15 protein-coding genes are annotated in these 20269 nt (G+C 55.1%); 3 read left to right on the forward strand and 12 right to left on the reverse strand.

The genetic code is table 11. From position 1 onward, the window contains the following. Positions 1 to 19: 19 nt before the first annotated feature. Entirely contained in the window at positions 20 to 577 is a 558-nt protein-coding gene (locus HDF15_RS26460; RefSeq protein WP_409254880.1) for a transposase, read from the reverse strand. A gap of 853 nt (positions 578 to 1430) precedes the next feature. Between HDF15_RS26460 and HDF15_RS15035 the strand changes: the two genes are divergently transcribed. Next, positions 1431 to 2978 (forward strand): glycoside hydrolase family 71 protein, encoded by a 1548-nt coding sequence (locus HDF15_RS15035; protein WP_184256922.1) that lies wholly within the window; start codon positions 1431 to 1433, stop codon positions 2976 to 2978. 1476 nt (positions 2979 to 4454) lie between these two features. Here HDF15_RS15035 and HDF15_RS15040 read toward each other — a convergent pair. Next, positions 4455 to 5366 (reverse strand): alpha/beta fold hydrolase, encoded by a 912-nt coding sequence (locus tag HDF15_RS15040; protein WP_184256924.1) that lies wholly within the window; start codon positions 5364 to 5366, stop codon positions 4455 to 4457. A 222-nt stretch (positions 5367 to 5588) separates the two neighbouring features. Then, positions 5589 to 6485: an alcohol dehydrogenase catalytic domain-containing protein gene (locus HDF15_RS15045; RefSeq protein WP_221314439.1), complete on the reverse strand. Its 897-nt coding sequence runs from the start codon at positions 6483 to 6485 to the stop codon at positions 5589 to 5591. 759 nt (positions 6486 to 7244) lie between these two features. On the opposite strand from HDF15_RS15045, the gene HDF15_RS15050 reads away from it, so the two are divergent. Both HDF15_RS15050 and HDF15_RS15055 read left to right on the forward strand, forming a co-directional pair. Continuing rightward, positions 7245 to 9335 (forward strand): hypothetical protein, encoded by a 2091-nt coding sequence (locus tag HDF15_RS15050; protein WP_184256926.1) that lies wholly within the window; start codon positions 7245 to 7247, stop codon positions 9333 to 9335. A 606-nt stretch (positions 9336 to 9941) separates the two neighbouring features. Next, positions 9942 to 10916 (forward strand): patatin-like phospholipase family protein, encoded by a 975-nt coding sequence (locus HDF15_RS15055; protein ID WP_184256927.1) that lies wholly within the window; start codon positions 9942 to 9944, stop codon positions 10914 to 10916. 144 nt (positions 10917 to 11060) lie between these two features. Here the strand turns inward: HDF15_RS15055 and HDF15_RS15060 are convergent, their stop codons facing one another. The 9 genes from HDF15_RS15060 to HDF15_RS15100 all read right to left on the reverse strand — a co-directional run bounded on the left by HDF15_RS15060 (position 11061) and on the right by HDF15_RS15100 (position 19972). Next, entirely contained in the window at positions 11061 to 12431 is a 1371-nt protein-coding gene (locus HDF15_RS15060; protein WP_184256929.1) for a DUF1624 domain-containing protein, read from the reverse strand. A gap of 230 nt (positions 12432 to 12661) precedes the next feature. Next, positions 12662 to 14059, reverse strand: a complete 1398-nt coding sequence (locus HDF15_RS15065) for an NAD(P)/FAD-dependent oxidoreductase (RefSeq protein WP_184256931.1) — start codon at positions 14057 to 14059, stop codon at positions 12662 to 12664. Positions 14060 to 14194: 135 nt separating this feature from the next. Beyond that, on the reverse strand, positions 14195 to 14758 hold the full coding sequence (locus HDF15_RS15070; protein ID WP_184256933.1) for a DUF417 family protein: 564 nt from the start codon (positions 14756 to 14758) through the stop codon (positions 14195 to 14197). 220 nt (positions 14759 to 14978) lie between these two features. After that, positions 14979 to 15599 carry a sigma-70 family RNA polymerase sigma factor gene (locus tag HDF15_RS15075; RefSeq protein WP_260331106.1) on the reverse strand — a complete coding sequence of 207 codons (621 nt, stop codon included), beginning with the start codon at positions 15597 to 15599 and terminating at the stop codon, positions 14979 to 14981. A 106-nt stretch (positions 15600 to 15705) separates the two neighbouring features. Beyond that, positions 15706 to 16323: a TMEM175 family protein gene (locus HDF15_RS15080; RefSeq protein WP_184256937.1), complete on the reverse strand. Its 618-nt coding sequence runs from the start codon at positions 16321 to 16323 to the stop codon at positions 15706 to 15708. Positions 16324 to 16389: 66 nt separating this feature from the next. Continuing rightward, entirely contained in the window at positions 16390 to 17163 is a 774-nt protein-coding gene (locus HDF15_RS15085) for an SDR family oxidoreductase (protein ID WP_184256939.1), read from the reverse strand. 89 nt (positions 17164 to 17252) lie between these two features. After that, positions 17253 to 17954, reverse strand: coding sequence for an alpha/beta hydrolase (locus HDF15_RS15090; RefSeq protein WP_184256941.1), 702 nt, complete (start codon positions 17952 to 17954; stop codon positions 17253 to 17255). Positions 17955 to 17974: 20 nt separating this feature from the next. Beyond that, on the reverse strand, positions 17975 to 18856 hold the full coding sequence (locus HDF15_RS15095; RefSeq protein ID WP_184256942.1) for an alpha/beta fold hydrolase: 882 nt from the start codon (positions 18854 to 18856) through the stop codon (positions 17975 to 17977). Between the two features lie 246 nt (positions 18857 to 19102). After that, positions 19103 to 19972, reverse strand: a complete 870-nt coding sequence (locus HDF15_RS15100) for a class II fructose-bisphosphate aldolase (protein ID WP_184256944.1) — start codon at positions 19970 to 19972, stop codon at positions 19103 to 19105. Positions 19973 to 20269 lie beyond the last annotated feature (297 nt).

Here is a 20269-nt window from a genome sequence, read left to right on the forward strand (position 1 = left end):
ATTGACACTGGTAGCGAAATCAAGCTGCTTGGAATTGCAAAGCGGCGAAGTGTGAGCAGCCTGTGCTTGCGACGGGTGTTCCATTCGTCCAGGATGCGATCCGCACTATGTTAATGGCGGCTGCGGTGAGGACGTGCTGAAGATGGGTCTTCGCAAGTCCTCGATAGCGGGCATTTCGCAAGCCGCTACGCCGACTTGCCTGAGCGTGGGTGCTTTCGACGCCCGCACGTAATGCATAGGCTTTGCGGAACTCCTCAGTTGTCTGTTGCGTTCGCATCGTCTGTAGCGCTTCATGATGTTCGCGGCTTTGCAGACCGACGATACGTGGCTCCAGCTTTGATCGCGTGCATTGAGGCCGAGAGGGGCAGGGCGTGCAGTCGCGTCGGGCAAAGCGGGCCTCGAAGACCACCCCATTTGACGGATATGTGTTTGGCAACCAAGAGATGCTTTGTTTGCCAGAAGGACAGGTAACCGTCTTGCGTTCCCAGTCGACAGCGAAAGCACTCTTGTCGAATCCGGTTTTCTCTCGAACTTGCCAACCTGGGCCTGTGCCACAGGACTGTAGCTTAGATCGCAATATGGCGTAAATCTTTGAGCAGTCTATGGCGCTTAAGAGGTCAGCCGCTGCAACGGGAGTTCAGGATTTCATTGCGGATTCCGATGCGGTCGTGCTCATTGTCGAGTAACTGACTCATTCTAAGTGGTACGCGGCAATTGAGCCTTTTTCGGCGACGGCTCAGCTCGCAGTCTTGGGATGTTCATTACGCCATTTATCGCTCAAAGATTTACGCCAAATAATTCTCAAAGCAACATGCTTCATGGCCGATGAAGATGGAACAGCTTTTAGAGGGTGCTGCGATCTTCGGACTGAATGGTGTGCCACAAAGGAGCGGTTTGGGTCTCTTGAAAAGCCCAATGATTTATTAGGTTTGAGTGCCTCGAATCGTGCGGGCACAAACGACCGTTTGTGGCACAGCGTGCGAAATTCGCGCCCCGCTCATTAGGGCGCACAGCTGCGAAGCGGCAAGACTGTAGAGCATCATTGAGCACTTCCGATCAGCGAAGGCCCGATAAGCCAGCAATTCAGGCATAGTGTGACAATCCAACACGAATCCTTACCGTGGGGCAATTTCTCCCGGATTGTCAGCAATACAGAAGTAACTGCCTCGCCTTGGCTAGCCAACTACTCAATAGGTAAAAAATGCCTCAATCTCAACCAAGCCCTATCTCTCTGTTCAAGGCGTGCCGATCATACATCCTCGCTTGCCTATTGCAATTTTTCAGACTTATTTTTTGTTAGAAGTAAATCGCCCTTGACAGTACTCCTTGGCATGCTATGGTGGCTGGTGCCAGTGTCCCGCGCATATTTGGATTGAACCTGGAGGTTACCCGCCGTGCCCTCGCCTAAACAAACGCTTCGAATCTCACGCATGGACATCCTTTTGCCGCTTCTGGTGCTCACACTCTTCTCTCTTCTGGCCCCGCAGAAGATCATGGGGCAGAAAAAAGTCTTCGCTCACTACCTGTTAACGAATCAGGACTACCAAGGCAATACGGATACGACAGGCCAGCTGAAAGTTCAGGCGTACGAAAAAGAGATCCAGCAGGCGCAGGCCGCCGGCATTGACGGCTTTGCCCTCGATGTTGGAAGTTGGCTGAGCGAAGGTGTCTCCTCGGAATATTACATTGCGTATGCCTCGCAGATGTTTGAGGCAGCTTACGAACTCCATACCGGATTCAAACTGTTTTTCTCCGACGATTTTTGCTGCGGCAACACGGTCAGCGACGCGGAAGACATGATGCGGCGTTTCGCCAACGACCCCATCTTTTCGACTGTCTACTATCAGTACAACGGTGCTTTTGTGCTGAGCACGTTTTCCGGTGAAACACAGATCGGGACCTCCGGCTTTCAGCAAATCCGCTCCGACCTGGCCAACGGGACCAAACCATCCATGCAGTCGGTTTCTTCCACATGGCCGACGATTGAGGTGGGTGGAGCTCCGAGCAACGCCGACTTACAGATCTTCCTGGTTCCGGCGTTCTTTAACGGATGGGGCGGAGATATCCCAACCCTTTCAGAGGTTCAATCCGGTTTCAATTCGTGGAGCTCTACTATCAACGGATCGCTCTACTGGGGAATCGCAGGCGTTCCAGGGTCGGGTGGAACGATCGACCAGATTCCCAGCAGCGAAGACTATGCCACCGTTGTTCAGGATAATGGAGGCAAGGTCTATATGGCGCCGATCGCCCTGCAGTTCTGGGGCGCGAACGCAGCCAGCTCCTATAAATACTACGAATACAGCGGATATAGCGGCATGCGGAAGATGTGGATGGACGCCATCAACGTCTCTCATCCCGACTGGGTCGAGATCATCACATGGAACGACTTCGTGGAAGGCACTTATGTAAGTCCCATCGACGACCCTAATAAATACGAGTACGCAAACTATCTCACCGGGAGCGGACTGCCGACCGGAGTGTTACGTTACTTCCACACCCATGCCGGAGCCACGGCTCTACTGCCGTACTTCATCCAATGGTATAAAACAGGGGTTCAGCCCGCGATCACCAACGATTCGATTTATTGGGCGTATCGAACACAATCGGTGAACGATAAGGCATCCAACAACACTCCCACCATCTCCGCAAGCACCGATAACGGCCCCATTGCCGACGAGATCTATGTCACCGCCAACCTGGCGCAGCCGGGAACACTCGTCGTTACATCGGGCAGCAAAGTAACCGCCTTCACTCTTGCCGCGGGCAGCACCGACGTGAAGGCGCCCTTCGTGGATGGCAACACACCAACCTTCACCTTCCGTCCCACCTCAACCGGTACCGTCGAACTGAGCGGAACCGGCACGGACCCGATTGGCCTCGCGACCTATGCAATAGCTTCTTGGGCCGGATCTTCGAGCACGTCGACCGCCGCGAACGATTACTACTATTCGACGGGATCGGTGGCTGGCAAACCTTGACGACCGTGCCAGCCACCGTCACACTCCCCGCAGGCCAGCAGGTTTTAACGATCAACCAGGATAACGCCGTTCCGTGCTAACCTCCCTCATCTCACAGAGGGTTCGGCCCCATGCTCACCTATAGTTCCGAATCCATGGGCTTCTCGTTCTCATGCCCCGGCTGTGGCAAAGCCATCTGCACCTTCCCCCGATCACGAGTGGCGCATTTCCGAGCACTATTCACTAAGGCGACAGAACTGCTCGTCGGTAAGGTCGAGATAGGTCGATCCCTTCCCGGCTTCCGTCACCCTCCTCAGCGGGCCTGCTCGAGTCTGTTACGAATGTACGGTCCGCAGAATCGATATGATTTTTTGCAAATTTAGGGAACCATAGAAAAACTCCCTTCGTATGAGTCTATGTAAGCAGAGATGAGATCGCTAAGCGGCAAACAACGCCAAGCGACCAACCTAATAACCTACTACTGAAAAGTTGAATGCTTTTACACAAGCGGTCGCTGCCCCCGTGCGCGACAAAGGAGACCTACCTATGTACTTCGCTATCGCTACAACCGTCCTTGTCCTCACCGTGTTCGTTCCGTCCTTCATCGGACTTCGCTCAAGCAGCAATGCCAACTGGCACTCGCTGTAATCGCAAACGGAACACAACACCCAACTCCAACCATTCACCGAATAAGGAGACTCACCATGTATTTCGCTACTGAAGTTGCCGTTTTTGCTCTTATCGTTCTCGTTCCTTCGCTCATCGGCCTGCGCGACCGCTCCAACGCAAACTGGCACAACAACAACTAAACAAACCAGGTCACGTAACTCTAGCTTGCGCAGATGGGCCGCCCCAGTGGTGGCCCTTGGTGTGTTCGGCCTCCTCGAGTTCTGGCCCAGTCATCTGTTGAACGTCTCCTGAAACGCAGGCTCGAACGAGGGAGTTACGAAACTCTTGCGGCACTAATCCACATCAGAAGCGCGTTCAGAAGGAGCAGCCGTTCAAGCCGTCTGCTTTATGCGCATTTCACCAATTCAGGGCTTGACTGGACAGGTCAGCTTTGCAGATCGGTTGGGCCAACATATCAGCCAGAGATTGGCTGGGAAACCGGCCATCTCTCTCGCCAAGTAGCACAGCCGGAACCATTCCGCGGATCACACAGGGCATTCCATAAATTGGGCCTGCCTGATGTAATACGGGGTTTTCGGCAACTACGGTCGGAGTGAAGGTCTAAAGGGACCCCAAAGGGAGCCAAGGGCTGATTCTGAACCCTGGAAAGTTCGAAAATCGTCCACCAGGGCCGACCATTTACACACCAAAGAATCAACTAGTTAAAGCCATGGGCATTTTCGCCCCAGACCCAATTCGGGTCCATTTGGCATGATGTACTCATGCCCCAGCGCGTATAGTTTCGCCATCGGAAGACGGCCATAGGCATGTTCTCTCTTCTCGACTAATCGCGGCTACCCCTAAAAGCGCGAAAGCATGGCGGCATCATTACTCTTCGCCAAGAAACGCATTTACCACCCGCACATACTTCTCCGGTTCTTCATAGCTTGGCAGATGCCCGCTCTCTTCGAAGACTTCAAACTTCGCTCCGGGGATCGCCTTATAGATGCGCCACGCCGTCAGCGGCGCCACGTTCATGTCATAGCGCCCCGTGATGACCAATGCCGGAACAGAGAACTTCGGTAGCGCCGGCATCAAGTCCAGGTCTTCCGTTGCAGCCTGCACCGCCTGGCCCGTCGCAGGCGAGTTGCCCAAGTCCTTCGCGTGGCTCATGTAGTAGTCCAGCTTCTCGCGGCTGTAGAAGATCATGCCGAAGTGGTCGCGCAGCCCCTGCTGCGCCTTCTCCTCGTCGTTTGCGGTGGAGGCCCTCATACTCGCCTCCTGCGCCTCCAGTTTGTCCGGAAACACCTGCGGAAACAGGTGTACGATGCTCTTCCAACCCACTGTGCCGTCGGAGATGATCAACTTATGTACGTGCTCCGGGTGAGCCGCCGTGTAGGCCGTCACCAGAAAGCCTCCATACGAGTCGCCACACAGATCGATCTTGTCCAGGTGCAGTGCCGCGCGTACGGCATCAAGGTCTGCCACCTGTGCGTCCATTCCCATCGCCGCATCTGCGTGCTTCAGAGGAGACCTGCCCGTCCCGCGCTGGTCATAGAACACCACCTGCCGATGCCTCGCAATTTGCAGCCATACATCGTTCTGCACCATGTAGATGTGCGAAAGCCCTGGACCACCGTTCACCGCAAACACCGGCGTTGCCTTGCTCGGCTGGCCATAGACCCAGTACGCGAGATTGACATCGGCACCCCCAACGTAACCTGTGGGCGGAATCAACGGCATCGGTGTTTGCGCCGCCACCGGCGCAGATAGAGCAAGCAATGCAAGCAGCATCTTCATCACAGACCTTCCTCAGATCCTTGAATTTGTCTAATGCAACTTTACGACAAATCTCTGCAGCGCCCGAAATGAACGCGCAGCTCAACGGTATCCTTCCTCCCAACCGCTTGGTCGACTTGGAGAAAGAATCAATGCAAGCGTGAAACGTCAACGACGACCTTGCCGATCGTCCCTGCCGCTACCAGGTCGAAAGCTGCCGCCGTCCGCTCGGGCGTGAAGACCTCACTTGCGAGCATGGGGATTAGCTTTCCGGCATCGGCTAATGCGGCCGCGTTTCTTAGAATCTGGCCGTGCTGTTCTTGCCCTCTGCCAGTCAGAAGCGGAAGTAATGTGAACACTCCCGAGTAGCTGGCGGCGCGAAAGGATAATGGCGCAAGGGAGTGGCCTCCCCCAGCCGAGACAGCTGACAACATGCCCTGTGTAGGTCTTGGCCGCATGGAAGGACGCATCGAGCGTGGAACCACCGACCGTATCGTAGACGATGTCGAACCCGGCGCCATTTGTGTATTTCTGGACGTACTGCTCAACGGAGTTAGAACGATAGTCGATGGGCGTCGCCCCAAGCCGGACGACAACGTCCTGCTTCTCTGGAGACACGGTTGCAAATACCTCAGATCCTTGAGCCCTCGCGAGTTGCACGACGATATGTCCCACCCCACCCGCCCCAGCATGCACGAGCACGGTTTGGCCTGCATGAACTTTGGCGCGGTCGATCAGTCCTTCCCACGCAGTGATCGTGACGAGCGGAAGCGCGGAAGCTTGATGCATGCTCAGCATCCTGGGCTTGTGGGCGAGCAGAACTGCGGGTACGGAGATATACTCCGCCAAGGTCCCCTGATGGCCACCTACACCACCGACCATGCCAAAGACTTCGTCTCCAACCGAATAATCCAGGACACCTTTGCCCACGCGCTCCACCACCCCTGCCATGTCAAGTCCGAGAACGGCCGGGAGAGGCTGTTTAGCGTGAGCGGCCGCTCCGGCGCGGATCTTTGTGTCGAGGGGATTGATGCATGACGCCTGAATCCTGACCAGCACATGGCCAGGCTCCGGCTCTGGTGTGGGGACAGAATGAACTTCGAAGTCCCCGCCCGGTTGACTCACCACAAGTGCCTTCATGAGTTCTCCTTTACCTGGATCGAGGTTCTCGGAACCAGGTTCAACAAGCTCTCAGCCGAGGCTACTACAGCTTCTTCTCCTGACCGAGGCGACCAGCCCAGGATTAAGTCGCTGGTGTTTTACGGTCATCACTTCAACAAGCACGCTCGCCTCTTGGAGAGCATTGCGAATAAGCAACCAGCTAGCTCGAAAATATTGTGCATGCACAACGGATTCTCATCGAACACGCTAAATAGACCTAGCTTCGTACCTACACTCGCATCTGAGAAGCGCCTAGCTGTATGCCTTGTTAGTTATCTGCCATTTCCTATTTCCCAGGTATGGGGAGGCAACCGAAATTCAATCTTCGATCAGCGCCCCCCAGGGTAATCGGAGTTATGCACCGAGACTCCGACCCCTAGCAAGTTATGCCACCTTGGGCACAGGCCTCTTCAACAAAGAGTGCGTGGCGCAAAAAATGTGGCGGCCAATGGAGTGTCTGCGAAACAACGCTTGCAGGAAAATTCGTTGAATTTTTTTAAATCTCTTGACCAAAAGCCACATGAATAGCAAAGTAGAATTCTCACCAAATTACTTGCGGGCCATTCAACCAATCTAGAGACAGAGGGCTGGCATGGCGGGTAACGCGCGGGATATCAATCCGTCAGCAACGCTGCGGAAAATATCGACGCCTATCCAACAGCACAACATGCCGGCTGGACCTATATCGATTGCGCAAACGATTCGGAGATCTCGCTGCGACTTTCAGCGCAGCTTCCGGTGGGAACCGCGCTCTCGACGACAGTCGTATCTCCAGATGGAAAAACTATTGTCTCAGAAGGCTGGCACACGATCTCGGCCACGGGTTCCGGTCTGGCGGCAAGCGGCACAGGCTATCAATTTGTAGTTAATTACAGGGGGGACATCACGTTGAGAATTTCTCTGATCTCAAAGATTTTTCGCATAGCAGCCGGAACGATCGGTCTGCTCTCTTTTCTTCCTCTCACGGCCCAAACCATGGTGCCCTGGGTTACCCGCTCGGCGGACAACTCCAGGAGCGGCTGGAACTCGCACGAGACGATACTGACGCAGGCGTCCATTGGCACCAAAGGCATCGTGAGAAGCACAATTATCCCACTGGTCGGAGACGCTCGCGGCATGGAAGCGCAGCCGCTCATCCTGCCGCAGGTGACAACTCCACGAGGGGTACGGGATGTCATGGTGCTGCCGTCGATGGCCAACGTTGTGCGCGGAGTGGATGCGCATGACGGATCGGGCATCTGGCAGGTCCAGCTGGGAACCCCGATCGACGGGACCAGGGCTATTGATGGCTGGGGCATCAACCAACACTGGGGCTGCGTGTCGACAGGGGCCATCGACCCGGAACTGAAGCGTCTCTATCAGGTTTGCTGGGTGGTGCCGAATGCCCAGGGGACTCCCATGCCGGCTGCTCCCGCCAGTAGTGATCCGAAGGCAGCGCGATACTTTATGTTTGTTCTCAATGTGGGCGACGGCAGCATGGTCACCCCGCCGGTCATGATCCAGGGATCCAGCAATGGGCAGGACTTCAACGGTTTTCCCCGGAAGCAGAGATCCTCTCTCGTCGAAACCAATGTCGCAGGCGTCAAGACAGTGCTTGGCTGTTCAGGCACCATCGATGAGACAGACCCTGGCGCCGCCGGCTATTGCTTCGCCTTCGATGTTGCCAGCAATACCCAGACGGCGATCTTCGCGACCACTGCCGGAGAGGGTGCCGGCATTTGGATGGCCGGACAAGGCGCAGCGGCAGACGCGCAGGGCAATCTGTACGTGATTACCGGTAACGGAGATTTCGACGGCGCGACCCAGTGGGGAGAGTCATTCCTCAAGCTGAAGTACACACCCCCTTCAGGGAACACCAAAGCCAGTATTGCGGTTGTGGACCATTGGACTCCTTGGACCGATATGGGCCGAAGTGGCGGCCAGGCGCCTCCCGCTGGCAAGCTCGCCGGAATGAATGCCGCGACCGAGGCGATGAGCAAGCCTGTGGGCAGCGGGATGAACATGTCGCTCAAGAATGCCAGAGTGGAAACCTCCATGAGCGCGGAGGGCAAGCTGAGCGTCCGCGTCTATCCCGATATGGCCCAGGGCGCCTGGGCGGACGAAGACTGGGGCTCCGCCGGTCCGGCCTGCATCTTTCCCCTTGGCGTATGTGTCGCCAGTGGTAAGGATGGAATTGCCTTTCCCATCAAGACGACGAACATGGGAGGAACGACCGTTGCCGATCTGAAGAATTCCCCGGCCAACTGCGCGAAGCTCGCCGGCGCTCCAGTGTGGCTGACGGTTGATCCGGGACCAGTCGATCCATGTCCCACAGATCCGACGGTCCTGAACTTCTTTCCCTGGGGAGACACGGCGCACATGCACATGACGCCGGTCCAGTATTTCGATCCTGTCTTGAATTCATGGACGATCTTCGCCTGGGGCGAGAACAACCAACTCCACAAATGGAAGGTGAGTGACACAGGAACGTTGTCCTATCTCGCCCAGAGCAATGAGTTTGCCAGCTCAGAGGTTCGCACAACCGTTCAACACGGTGGCATGCCCGGAGGCTTCTGCAGCGGATCCAGCAATGGGGCCGACCCGAACACGGCTATCCTGGCCTGCACGATTCCCTACCGCGACGCCAACAAGGCCGTAACGAACGGGCGCTTACTGGTATACGACCCGGTCCACGTTGCTGCCGATGGCTCGTTGAAAGTCCTATGGGATTCGCAGGCCGAAGGCATTGCATTCCTGTTCAACAAGTTTGACCCGCCGGTGATCGACGGCGGCCACATCTACGTACCGAATTACAACGGCGGCGTCGATGTATACCAATTGACACGATAACGACCACTGGTGATCGGGCCGAACTCAACTCTCGCTTGAAGGCGAGAGTTGAGTTCGGTTCGCATTAGTATAATGGCTCCCGCCTCAGGAGAGGCCTTTGCACTAGGTAATGTCTGACGAATCGGAGATAGCGGCTTTTGCTTTTGTCTTTGCTTCTGAGATAGGTCCGGGCTTTAGCCCGGACATTCAAGACAGCCGATAAATGGGGCTTCAGCCCCTGGGATAGGCTCTCCCCTCCACAGGCAGAGATACCAAGGGAAAGGAAGACTTGTCCCAGGGGCTGAAGCCCCATTCGTATTGGTCCCGTATTGCACGGACTAAAGCCCGGGCCTATCTCCACCTCCTCTTTCGGGACCAGAGGACGGAGATAGTTACCCATGAACGATCTTCATGATGCTTATGAAGCAACCATTATGAAGATCGAATACTCCGTCAAGAAACAGAGGAACTTCCCTAATATGCCATTTACTTAATTCCCGGACTGAAACCCTGCCCATGCCGGCTACGAGGCCAAAGCAAGCGTTCTCATCTCCGCTGTAGCTGCGCGATCATCCACCCACATAGCCCCGTTCCAAATGGCCGGGCAACACAAGCAGGAGAATCATCATGAGCAGTTTTACGATTCTGTCGTTCGTCGGCGGGGGCATCCGCGGACTAGCCTCCGCTACGTTGTTGAATGCGCTTTTTGAGAAACACTCCAATGTCGTCTCAGGCGCCAGCATGCTGGCTGGAACCTCCACCGGCGGTACCATCATCGCCGCTCTGGTGAATGGGGTGAGCCCGCAGGAGATCGTCACCACCTATAGGACCACGGACCGTGAGTTCTATATCAAATACTACAGCGGCGGCGATCCTACCAAGCCAGCCTATCCCGTCGAGCTCTTTGCTGCGGGGATGTACGCAAAGTACGGACTCAAGAAACTCAGTGACATCAATCAGAAACTTCTCTTCACGACCTTCGACGTCGGCCAGAAGGGCACGCCCTGGCAACCGCTTCTCCTTAACAACTTTCCCCAATCGACTACCTCCGACACCAAACTCGCGGATGCGGTCGTTGCCACATCGGCCATGCCTGGCATGTTTGGCTCCCATCAGTTCGGCAACTATCAAGGCACGATAGATGGTGCCTTCGTTAACCACGACCCCACCCTCGCGGCGATCGCCCTGGCCATTCACTCGGGTGTCAATCCAAGTGATATCGTTGCTATCTGCTTCGGTACAGGTCTCATGGCAAATAGTCTTGGAAGCGCAACGAAGACCTGGGGCTTCCAGCAATGGCAAACAGGCGACCCCGACAACCCTTACAACGTTCCGCCTCTCCTCATCAACGGAACACCATCGCCAATCCTGAACGCCTCTCTCAACGGAACGTCCACCTGTCTCATCCCCGACCTCGCTCGCATGATGCTGCCTGGTCGCTATGCCTATCTCAACCCCACCCTCCCCAACTACATTCCCGAGAATGAGACCGACAATCTGGTGCTCGATGAACTGGAAGGACTGGCGAAAGCTGTCACCCTTACCCCCGAATTCGATACCGCAGAAAGACTCGTAAAAGACCACTGGTCCCTGGCCATCTAACCCTTCCCTGCTCCCGCGAGAGATGCGAGTGGCCCCACTCGCATCTCTCACAAATACAGAGTCACAACTACTTTTCTTACAGCTGCAACTGGTACTTGGCCGAACCGCCTATGGAAAACCACTTAGGTGAACGCTTCACCGCGATTAGAGATAACTGAGCCATTTGTTTTCGGGATAAGTTCTCTTATAGTTCGCGTAACGCTTCATAGGCCAATATAGCGATGCGACGATGCCAATCCAGATGAGATAAATAATAGGCAAGCTAAAGCCGTAACCTTGCGGCGTCCCAAGTGCCACGCTGCCGTATGGAAGCGGTGTCGTGAAGCGATGCCAGTCATGGCCGGTAAGAGCACACGTAATAATCGTGAGGAGATGGATCAAGCCCACGTGCAGTACGTAGTAGGCGAGAGGAACACGTCCATAGACTTCCGCGGTGCTCCGCAGCCAGGGCGCGCGGCCGGAAGAGATCAACGATTCGAACCAGGCTAAGAGCAGGAGGGAGAGTCCCATCGTGATGCAGATATATTGCAGCGAGGGTGGGTACTTTTCTACGTTGAGGAAGGTCGTAATGGCAGGCGCTATGCCGTGCTGGCTGGTCCACGTATTGGGATCGCCGTATCCGTGGAAAGCTCGGAGTATCGAAAAGAGTGCAACGAACCCCGCGCCCAGCCCGGCTGACCAGCGAATGCGCTGCGCAGTTGGCGATATCCATAAGCGGCCAAAGCAGAAGCCCAGGGCCATCAGTCCATTCCAGGGAACGATAGGGTACAAAATATACAGGATCGGTCTGCCGTGAAAATTCACGAAGCCCGACTCGTGTCCGATCATCCAAAGACCGGACCAATGCCCCAGGGAAGCCGCATGGATGCCATCCAGAGCGTTATGCCCCGCAACGAAGATCACTCCTATCGCAGCGACCACGGGAATGGGTAACCAGACCAATCCGGACAGAAAGACCATCGACACGCCAATCGCCCAGATCACCTGCAGAATGCTGACTCCAGGCATCCCGATCCAGACAAAATAGACGACTGTCAGTTCAAGAAAGATCAACCAGCAACCGCGTATGGCGAGAAAACGCGAAACTGCGCCTTTGCTTTGTCCCCGTGCGAGTTGCATGTACGCTCCCACTCCAGCGAGAAAGACGAATGTAGGCGCACAGAGGTGAGTAATCCAGCGGGTAAAGAAATAAGGCAGGCTCAGATGGGAAGGGTCCATCAGGTCGATGTTCTGATTCGTGAAGAAGTCCCTTGTGTGATCGAGCGCCATGAGAATCATGACCACACCACGGAGCACATCAAGCGAGGGGATACGTGAATTGCTCTTCACGCGATCTGAAGTGGATGTTCCGTTCAAGCCCTCGTATTTGTCTTGAGGTCGACGAGCGTCAGTGACTTCGTTGCGGGAGTCATGGGCCATCTGTTCGTGCTTAAGTTCCTTCGCCGACAGTTTTAGATCAGATTGGCGCTGAGTGAAGCCGCCAATGGCAAACTCCGTGCGGAGAAATCGTAGCAATGGATGAACCTCGTCGAGTGGGAGCTGCCTATGGGGGTGCAGGAAACGCAAAGAACCCCATAGGCATTACAACCCGCTAACTCACGAAATATTCCCGGAGAATGAACGATTCAGGCGCTAGAGCAAATCTCCTGTAGGTGTATAGCGAAGCCACGACCTTTATGGCCGTTTTTCCCCAGAAAAACGGTACTGCACGCCCGATTCAACTTCCCAGTAACAGGAGATTTGCTCTAAGATGCAGCGGAAGAAAACAGAGCGATCAATCCCTCTGGAATCGTAGGATGTGCGAGGATAGCCTCTCGTAGCAAGGTGTAGGGCATCCCTCCCAGCATGGCAATCTGCACGCAACCCATAATCTCGCCTGCTCCCACACCGAACGCCGCAAATCCGAGGATGCGGTCGCTGTCTCGCTCCACCAGGCACTTGAGGAATCCACGCGTTTCCATAAGGCTGCGCGCCCGCAGCACATGCGTCATCGGGACCTTGAAGAGACGGTAGGCGATCCCCCTGGCCCGGGCCTCCTTCTCGTTCATTCCAATGCGTGCGAATTCAGGGTCTGTAAAGAGACAGAAGGGTACCTGTCTCCCCGTAGTCACGTGGTTCCCGCCGAGCAGGTTGTCGCGAACAACGCGGAAGTCATCCTCGCTGATGTGGGTGAACTGCGGGCTGCCCGCGACCTCACCCACCGCCCACACTCCGGGCGCAGTCGTCTCCAGGCGCTCGTTTACTTTGATGTAGCCGCGCTCTGTCAGTTCCACTCCAACGAGGTCCAGCCCGATGTCTTTCGTGTTTGGCACACGTCCAGCCGCTACCAGAAGATGCGTTCCCTCCAGCAACTTCTCCGTACCATTCTGCGAGAGAGTGACACGGACTGACTTTCCTGAGACTCCAGCGATGCTCTTCAACTTGGCATTCAAAACCAGTTTGATGCCTTCGTCTTCGAGGAGGCTCTGCAATCCCTCCGTGGTGTCTTCATCCTCGCCATGAATCACACGCTCGTTGCGGTCTACGACCGTGACCTGGCTGCCGAACCGGCGCATCGCCTGTGCGAACTCCAGCCCTACGTACCCGGCTCCGAGAATGATCAGGTGCTCGGGCACGACATCGAGCTCCAGAGCCTCAACATGGGTCAGCGGCTGTGCCACTGCCATCCCGGGAATGTTCTCGATAGCCGCGTGCGTCCCTGTTCCGATCACAATATTCTTGCCGGTCAGCAATCGCTTCGTTCCATCCGCCAGAGTTGCTTCCAGTATCCTGGGTTCCACAAATCTGCCGGATGCCATGATCAGCTCCGCGCCACTCTGCTTGTAGAGAGCGAGATGCGTGTCTACCAATCCCTGGACCATCCTGCGCTTGCGATCTCTAACCGCCGGCATATTGACACGAAAGTTATCAACGCTGACGCCAAACTCGTCGCTGCGCCGAACGTTGTGCGCGATCTGCGCCGTATGAATCACATTCTTACTGGGAAGGCATGCGATGTTCGGGCAGGCTCCTCCAACATACTTGCGCTCGACCACAGCGACGCGCTGGCCTTGCCCCGCAAAGGTCCAGGCCAGCAATTTCGCGCCTGCACCGCTACCAAGGATCAGAAGATCGTAAACTTCGGGTTGTGCTTGAAGATCCATAGGTGATGTTCTCCGTTGTAGAGGATGCGTGTGAGGATCTCGGCCTCTTTGCATGCTTGTGCCATCAACGCCCTGTTGTCATCCCGAGCGCTCCAAACGGAGAGGAGCGTTGCAACGCTTCGTCCCGCTTCGCGATTAGCTTTTATTCTCGGAGAGGATAGCCCTTTTGCCGAAATAGGTGACGAGGTAGAACGCTACCCCAAGGGAGATGATGTCCTTGAAAAGAAACAAGCCCGTGAGACTCATATACCGTAGCCCTTTAACCACAATCGTTGCGCCCGGAGTAGTAATGATCATCGTACTGGTGATGAAGAACATGACGCATGCGATGAGCCCACCCACGATACCGGCTTTAGGTTTCAAATAGCCTACGATCATCAAGGTGGCAGCGATCCATTCGGTAAGGCCAATTAAATCAGAGCCGACATAAGGACCGAATACTTTAAAGTGCCAACTGATCAGCGGGCTATTTGAAACCAGCGGAATAATGCCTTCGGCACCGGGAGCCGTCATCTTGAAAGACCCCGCCCAAAGGAGCATCACGATCATGCCGATACTGGAAATCAGGAAAGGGATATTACGATCACTTACCCAGGCAGCTACCTTGGTTAGGATGCTTTTGGCTTCCATTGAGGAGCCAGCAGAAACCAGGTCTTGATTCTCCGCGTTCATTGATTGTCCAGACGAGACCCGATCCATAAGTACTTCTCCTTACTGTGGTTGATGTAACTGCATATAAGCGATGACGTAACGAAAGTTAACTGTTTGGCTGCAATCGAAAGACCAAACTCAGCGCATCCCCTTTTCAACCAGGTTATCGAGCTAAGTGATTCCTGCTCTGCAAAATCGATTGCAGCGTCATGATCAATCGCCGTCTCCAACTGACGAAGCCACGACGGATCTTCGACAGTGACGGACTTTAGCTGCTTGATTCGTCGCAGTGCGTGAATACCTTCTTGAACCTCATCTCCTTAGAGGTGACGTTGATTGCCTTCAATTGTGGCGTCAGCAAGCTCTGCAGCATGATTCGAGCCCGGTGGGACATGATATTCACCAGCGAGGCATCCATCTCCAGAATCTGTGCCGTGTCATTTAGATCGAGTTCCTCTACATCGCGCAGGAGAAACACTCGCTGGTAAATGTCAGGAAGCCTCCCAAAGCCATGCTGCAGCAGGCTTCTGATCTCCTCGTGCTCGACCACGTCAGAAAGAACTTCTTTCCAGTCGCTCAAAAGTGCCGGAGACATAAGCCACTCTTCGCTCTCAGGTTCTAGTAGAGAAGCGGTCTGGATGATCGCCTGTTGCTGCAATCGGCTCTTTGCCTCATTGATCGCGATATGGATAAACCACGTCCTGAGTTTTCTATCGCCCCGGAAGGAGCCTAGATTCTGAAAGGCCCTAACGAACGTTTCCTGCGCTACGTCCTCAGCATCCTTATCGTTCTTCATGTAGGAAAGCGAAATCAGGTAGACGCTCCGCTCATAAGGGAGAATTAACTGATGATAAAGCTGGGTATTTCCAGCCAAAATAACATCAATCAACTCCGACTCTCCTCCGCTTTGGACCATGGGGATCATTCTTTTGAAGCTGTTTCCAGCGATGTCTTAACCAAACGAGCCCGGCTGCTGTTGAGTCCTTCCAGGGCAGTCATACCGTTTTCAGAGAGATCGAGTCCGTGCTCTCACCTGGGGGCACTGGAGGTTCCGGCACCAGATAAAGCAGGACAGCGCAACACACCAGTGCGAAGCTGCATCGCGGAAACTCGAACCATACGAGCATCGCAGTGAGAAAGAGTCCGAGCGCAACGAGTGAGCGTATCCAGGCAAGCCTGCGAGTGCGAGGCGAAATCTCCTCAACTACTGCCCGGGTCAGGGCATGGTGCTCGAACTGAAGATAAGCCAACTCCACCAGAACAAATACCGCTGCATAAAGGAAGACAGGAACCGCAGCTATACGTGTGCTCGCAACCCATGCCGTTGCAAACGGCACCAGCGATACTGTGAACAAGTGCGCGAAATTAATCCAAATCAACCGCGGCGTCGACTCATCGGTAAAACGCAGCAGGTGATGGTGATTCGTCCAAACGATGGCGATGAACAGGTAACTTACCAGGTAGCTCAGCGCAGTCGGCCACAATGGCAGAAGGCATGCGAAGGTGGGGTGCTCTGGCGGCCTCAGGTCCAGAACCATGATCGTGATGATGACCGCAAACACCCCGTCTGAAAAGGTAGCCAGTCGTTCAATGTTCGCTTTTCGCGGAGACATAGGTTCTCCCGTCATGCTGGTTTAGCAAATAGCATTCGCGAACCAAAGCTGTACTGGGCTCCTGATTCAGATGCCTTTGACTTCGCCGCCATCCATTCGTATAGAAGATCCCGTCATCCACTTCGCCGCCGGCGATACCAGATACGCCATCAGATCAGCGATCTCCTCTGGCTTGCCGAAACGGCTGATACCGGCTTCCTCTGGAAACTTCTTCAGCGCCTCTTCCACGGTGAGGTTGTGCGCGGGAGCCCATTTCGCGAAGAACGATTGCCTGCGTCCGGTCATCACAGCACCTGGAACCACGCTGTTGACCTGCACTCCATCCTTGATCCCCTGCTCTGCAAACGCTTTTGCGAGGGCAATGATTGCAGCGTTGATCGCGGCGACCGCGGCGAACCCAGGCTTTGGGTCGAGAGCGGCGCTGCCGGAGATCAGGACGACAGATCCACCTGAGGCTTTCAACGCATCCCAGGCTCGTACCGTCAGGCGGCGTGCGCCGTGCAGCTTGAGTTCCAATCCGTCATTCCACTGCGCATCCGTCATCTCAAACAGATCAATCTGGGGAACAGCTCCCGCAATATTCACCAGGGCGTCGATCCTGCCAAAGCGTTCCAATGTTCCCTTAACGACCGTCTCTACTGCCTGCGGGTCTCGCAGGTCGAGCGCATAGATAAGCGACTCGGCGCCTGCGGCGCTGACATCGGCCGCAGCCTTTTGCAGTTCATCCTGATTTCTGGCGACGAGCACTACGGCTGAAAAATCACGCGCCAAACGCACTGCGGTAGCGCGGCCAATTCCCTGGCTTGCACCGGTAACAACAGCAACAGAGTTGGGCTTCATAAGCACCTTTCTTCGTCGACACGAGTGTCGTTGAGCACGTTCCATGTTTCTAACGAAGAGGAGGTGCGCCCCTCCTCTTCATTAGCGATTTACGAGGCGAGCGCTCCACGCGCAGCTTCCAGAATCACCTCGACCACAAGGTACGGAGCTGTGAGCATGGGAGAGTGATCCACTTTATGCGACCAGATCTTGGCATTCATACGATTTGCCATGTACCGCTGAGTCTCAGGAAGAATCATGCGGTCTTCTTCCGCAATCAGGAACCACGAGGGCTTCGTCTTCCATGCGGGTGCAGGAACTTTCTCCTGAATGCACTTCACAGAGATAGGCCTCTGTACTGCAGACGCAATCGTCGTTTGATCCGCAGATGCGTTGTGTGCCACGGCGTTGCTGAAGCCTTCTTCCGGCATCCAGATAAAGCCATGCTCATCGGGTGCGAGTTGCGGAGCTTTGGAATGTGGAGCAGCGCGATAAAACACATCCGCGACCGTCTCCCCCTCATCAGGCGCCAGGGCCGCCACATACACGAGCGACTTGACTCGATCGTCAGACGGGCCAGCGATCACAGCCCCTCCATACGCGTGACCAACCAGAACAACAGGTCCCGTGGTTCTCTCGATTGCGCGCTGGAGGGCAGCGATGTCATCCGTGAGCGATGTAAGTGGAATCGTTGCGCATGTGACCTTCAGACCCTGTCGCTTCAGGGGCAGAATGACGTTCTGCCAGCAGGACCCGTCAGCCCATGCCCCATGAACGAGTACAACCGTTACATTTTCAGAAAAAGAATTCATCGTGATTCCCTGCCGCCTTTCTATCGCGAGATGCCGTTCGACCCCAGAAACTCTTTGATCGCAGCGGCAATTTCGACGGAGTGTGTCTCTGTAGCAAAATGCCCTGTATCCAGAAACTGGACCTTCGCGTTCGGCAGATCCTTGCGGAAGGCCTCGGCCCCTGCCGGAATGAAGAAGGGATCGTTCTTGCCCCAGATTGCCAGCAGCGGCGGCTTCGACTTCCGAAGATACTCTTGGAATTTGGGATAAAGCTTCACGTTCGACGCGTAGTCAAGGAACAGATCGAGCTGAATATCCGTATTCCCCGGTCTTTCCAGCAAAGCAGCGTCCAAAGTGTAAGACTCGGGCGGCACGCTCTCGGGATTTGCGACACCGTGCGTGTACTGCCAGCGAGTTCCATCAAAATTCAAGATGTTCTTCCGGATCACTTCCCGGTTCTCTGCTGTCGGCGTAGCCCAATACGTTCTGATCGGCCCCCAGGCATCGCCCAATCCTTCTTCGTAGGCGTTACCGTTCTGCGAGACGATCGCGGTAATTCGCTCGGGGCGGCTCATGGCCAGACGGAGGCCTGTAGGCGCTCCATAGTCGAAGATGTAGATCGCGTAGCGAGTGAGGCCAAGCGCGTCCGTGAAGGCCTGCACCGTACCGGCCAGCGCGTCGAATGAGTATGTGTAGTTTCGCTTTTCGGGTACTTCCGTAAACCCAAATCCAGGCAGATCCGGCGCGATCACCCTGTAGCTGTCCGCAAGACGAGAGATGAGATCGCGGAACATGAAGGATGATGTCGGAAACCCATGCAGCAAGAGCAACACAGGCGCGGCTGCATCGCCGGCTTCACGGTAGAAGACTTGGATTCCGTCCGCTTCAACTTTATGCACGGATGTCACAGGGACTTGACTCATAAGATCTCTCCTCACTACTGCTGGTCATCGTTAACACCACGAGCCGCACCCTATTACGATGCAAGCAAACAGCCAATCTCAAATTGAGATTGGCTGTTTGCTAAGTCGTTTGAGTACAGCAAGATCCCCCTATACAAACGCCGAGGGGTCCTGCCTCAAACTGACGAACTCGCGACGGACTTCCAACACTGACGAGATTCGGTCGTGACGTCGTCACAGTACCTGATCTGCCGCAGATTCCGGCGGCTACTGCACTTGATTGAATAGCCGCAACCGGGCAAGAACAACCTGCTTAACAGCTTCTTCCGCTACCGGTAAGAGCTTGTAGGGAACAACCTCTCGCGGCTGCTTCGCAAAAGCGTCTTCCAGGCCGTGCCGCCACGCAACGCGCAGTTCGGTGTTGATGTGAATGATATTGATCCCGGCCTTGATCGCTTCCTGCAGGTCACGATCCTCCGTACCGGAGCCACCATGCAAGGTCAGGAAGCTTCCGGAGGCACGCTTGATCTCGCGTATCCGGGGAATGTCGAGGTGCTTCTTCACATCTCCCTTCAACATGCTCTGCAACATGCCGTGCGCGTTCCCGACCGCAGGAGCGAGGATATCGACTCCGGTGCTTTCGACATACTGCCTGGCTTCTTCTGGTGTCGTAAGCTCGCTCGAGAGATCAGCCATGGATTCATGAATCTCAGATCCTGTTCCAATGTTTCCAATCTCTCCCTCTATCAGGATCATCGGATTGATTGACTTCAACGCCTCCACCGCCTGCTTTGTCTGTTTGATATTTTCCTCAAACGGCAGTGCGGACAGGTCGAACACAATGGAATCAAATCCGGCTTTGGCTGCTGCGATGGCGCTGTCCAGGGAATGCGTATGGTCGGCATTGAGGAAGATCGGGGCACCCTGTTCCTCACGAAGGCTCTTCACCAGGGCCGCGACTTGAGCGACCCCCACAAAGGCTCGCTCGCCTTCCGATAAACCGACGACTACCGGAACCTTTAGTTCCTGCGCAGCCGAAAATACAGCCTTCAGCAAAACCCAATCGGAGATGTTGAAGTGTCCAATGGCCGTCCCATTGCTTTGCGCTGCTGCTAACGATGTTCTTAGGTTGTCCATGATTCCTCCACTGATTTATTAGCTATTGAATGATCCACTCAGACGAAGCAAGTCTTGAGGTATCCCGCATGAGTAGATAGAAAAGCAATCGACGGGCCATCGAGAAGACCTGTAATGAGAAGAAGAACTCTCTGCTATAAGCCTCTTCCTGCTAGTGATTAGATCACGCAGTCAGGCGGGCAGAGTTAAGGCTCTGGGTGACGAACAGATGACTAGAGCCCGACACTGACGGGATTCGGACGTAGCGACCGTCGCAGAATACTATTTTGCCTTCCTATATTTATTCACGGCCCAGAT

This window comes from Granulicella mallensis (assembly GCF_014203225.1).
Taxonomy (GTDB): domain Bacteria; phylum Acidobacteriota; class Terriglobia; order Terriglobales; family Acidobacteriaceae; genus Granulicella; species Granulicella mallensis_A.

What these genes read in the sequence shown, in the direction of transcription:
- HDF15_RS15085 (WP_184256939.1), bottom strand. Translation starts at nt 17,163, where the DNA reads ATGAAGCCCAACTCTGTTGCTGTTGTTACCGGTGCAAGCCAGGGAATT.
- HDF15_RS15065 (WP_184256931.1), bottom strand. Translation starts at nt 14,059, where the DNA reads ATGGATCTTCAAGCACAACCCGAAGTTTACGATCTTCTGATCCTTGGT.
- HDF15_RS15100 (WP_184256944.1), bottom strand. Translation starts at nt 19,972, where the DNA reads ATGGACAACCTAAGAACATCGTTAGCAGCAGCGCAAAGCAATGGGACG.
- HDF15_RS15035 (WP_184256922.1), top strand. Translation starts at nt 1,431, where the DNA reads ATGGACATCCTTTTGCCGCTTCTGGTGCTCACACTCTTCTCTCTTCTG.
- HDF15_RS15040 (WP_184256924.1), bottom strand. Translation starts at nt 5,366, where the DNA reads ATGAAGATGCTGCTTGCATTGCTTGCTCTATCTGCGCCGGTGGCGGCG.
- HDF15_RS15045 (WP_221314439.1), bottom strand. Translation starts at nt 6,485, where the DNA reads ATGAAGGCACTTGTGGTGAGTCAACCGGGCGGGGACTTCGAAGTTCAT.
- HDF15_RS15055 (WP_184256927.1), top strand. Translation starts at nt 9,942, where the DNA reads ATGAGCAGTTTTACGATTCTGTCGTTCGTCGGCGGGGGCATCCGCGGA.
- HDF15_RS15090 (WP_184256941.1), bottom strand. Translation starts at nt 17,954, where the DNA reads ATGAATTCTTTTTCTGAAAATGTAACGGTTGTACTCGTTCATGGGGCA.
- HDF15_RS15080 (WP_184256937.1), bottom strand. Translation starts at nt 16,323, where the DNA reads ATGTCTCCGCGAAAAGCGAACATTGAACGACTGGCTACCTTTTCAGAC.
- HDF15_RS15070 (WP_184256933.1), bottom strand. Translation starts at nt 14,758, where the DNA reads ATGGATCGGGTCTCGTCTGGACAATCAATGAACGCGGAGAATCAAGAC.
- HDF15_RS15095 (WP_184256942.1), bottom strand. Translation starts at nt 18,856, where the DNA reads ATGAGTCAAGTCCCTGTGACATCCGTGCATAAAGTTGAAGCGGACGGA.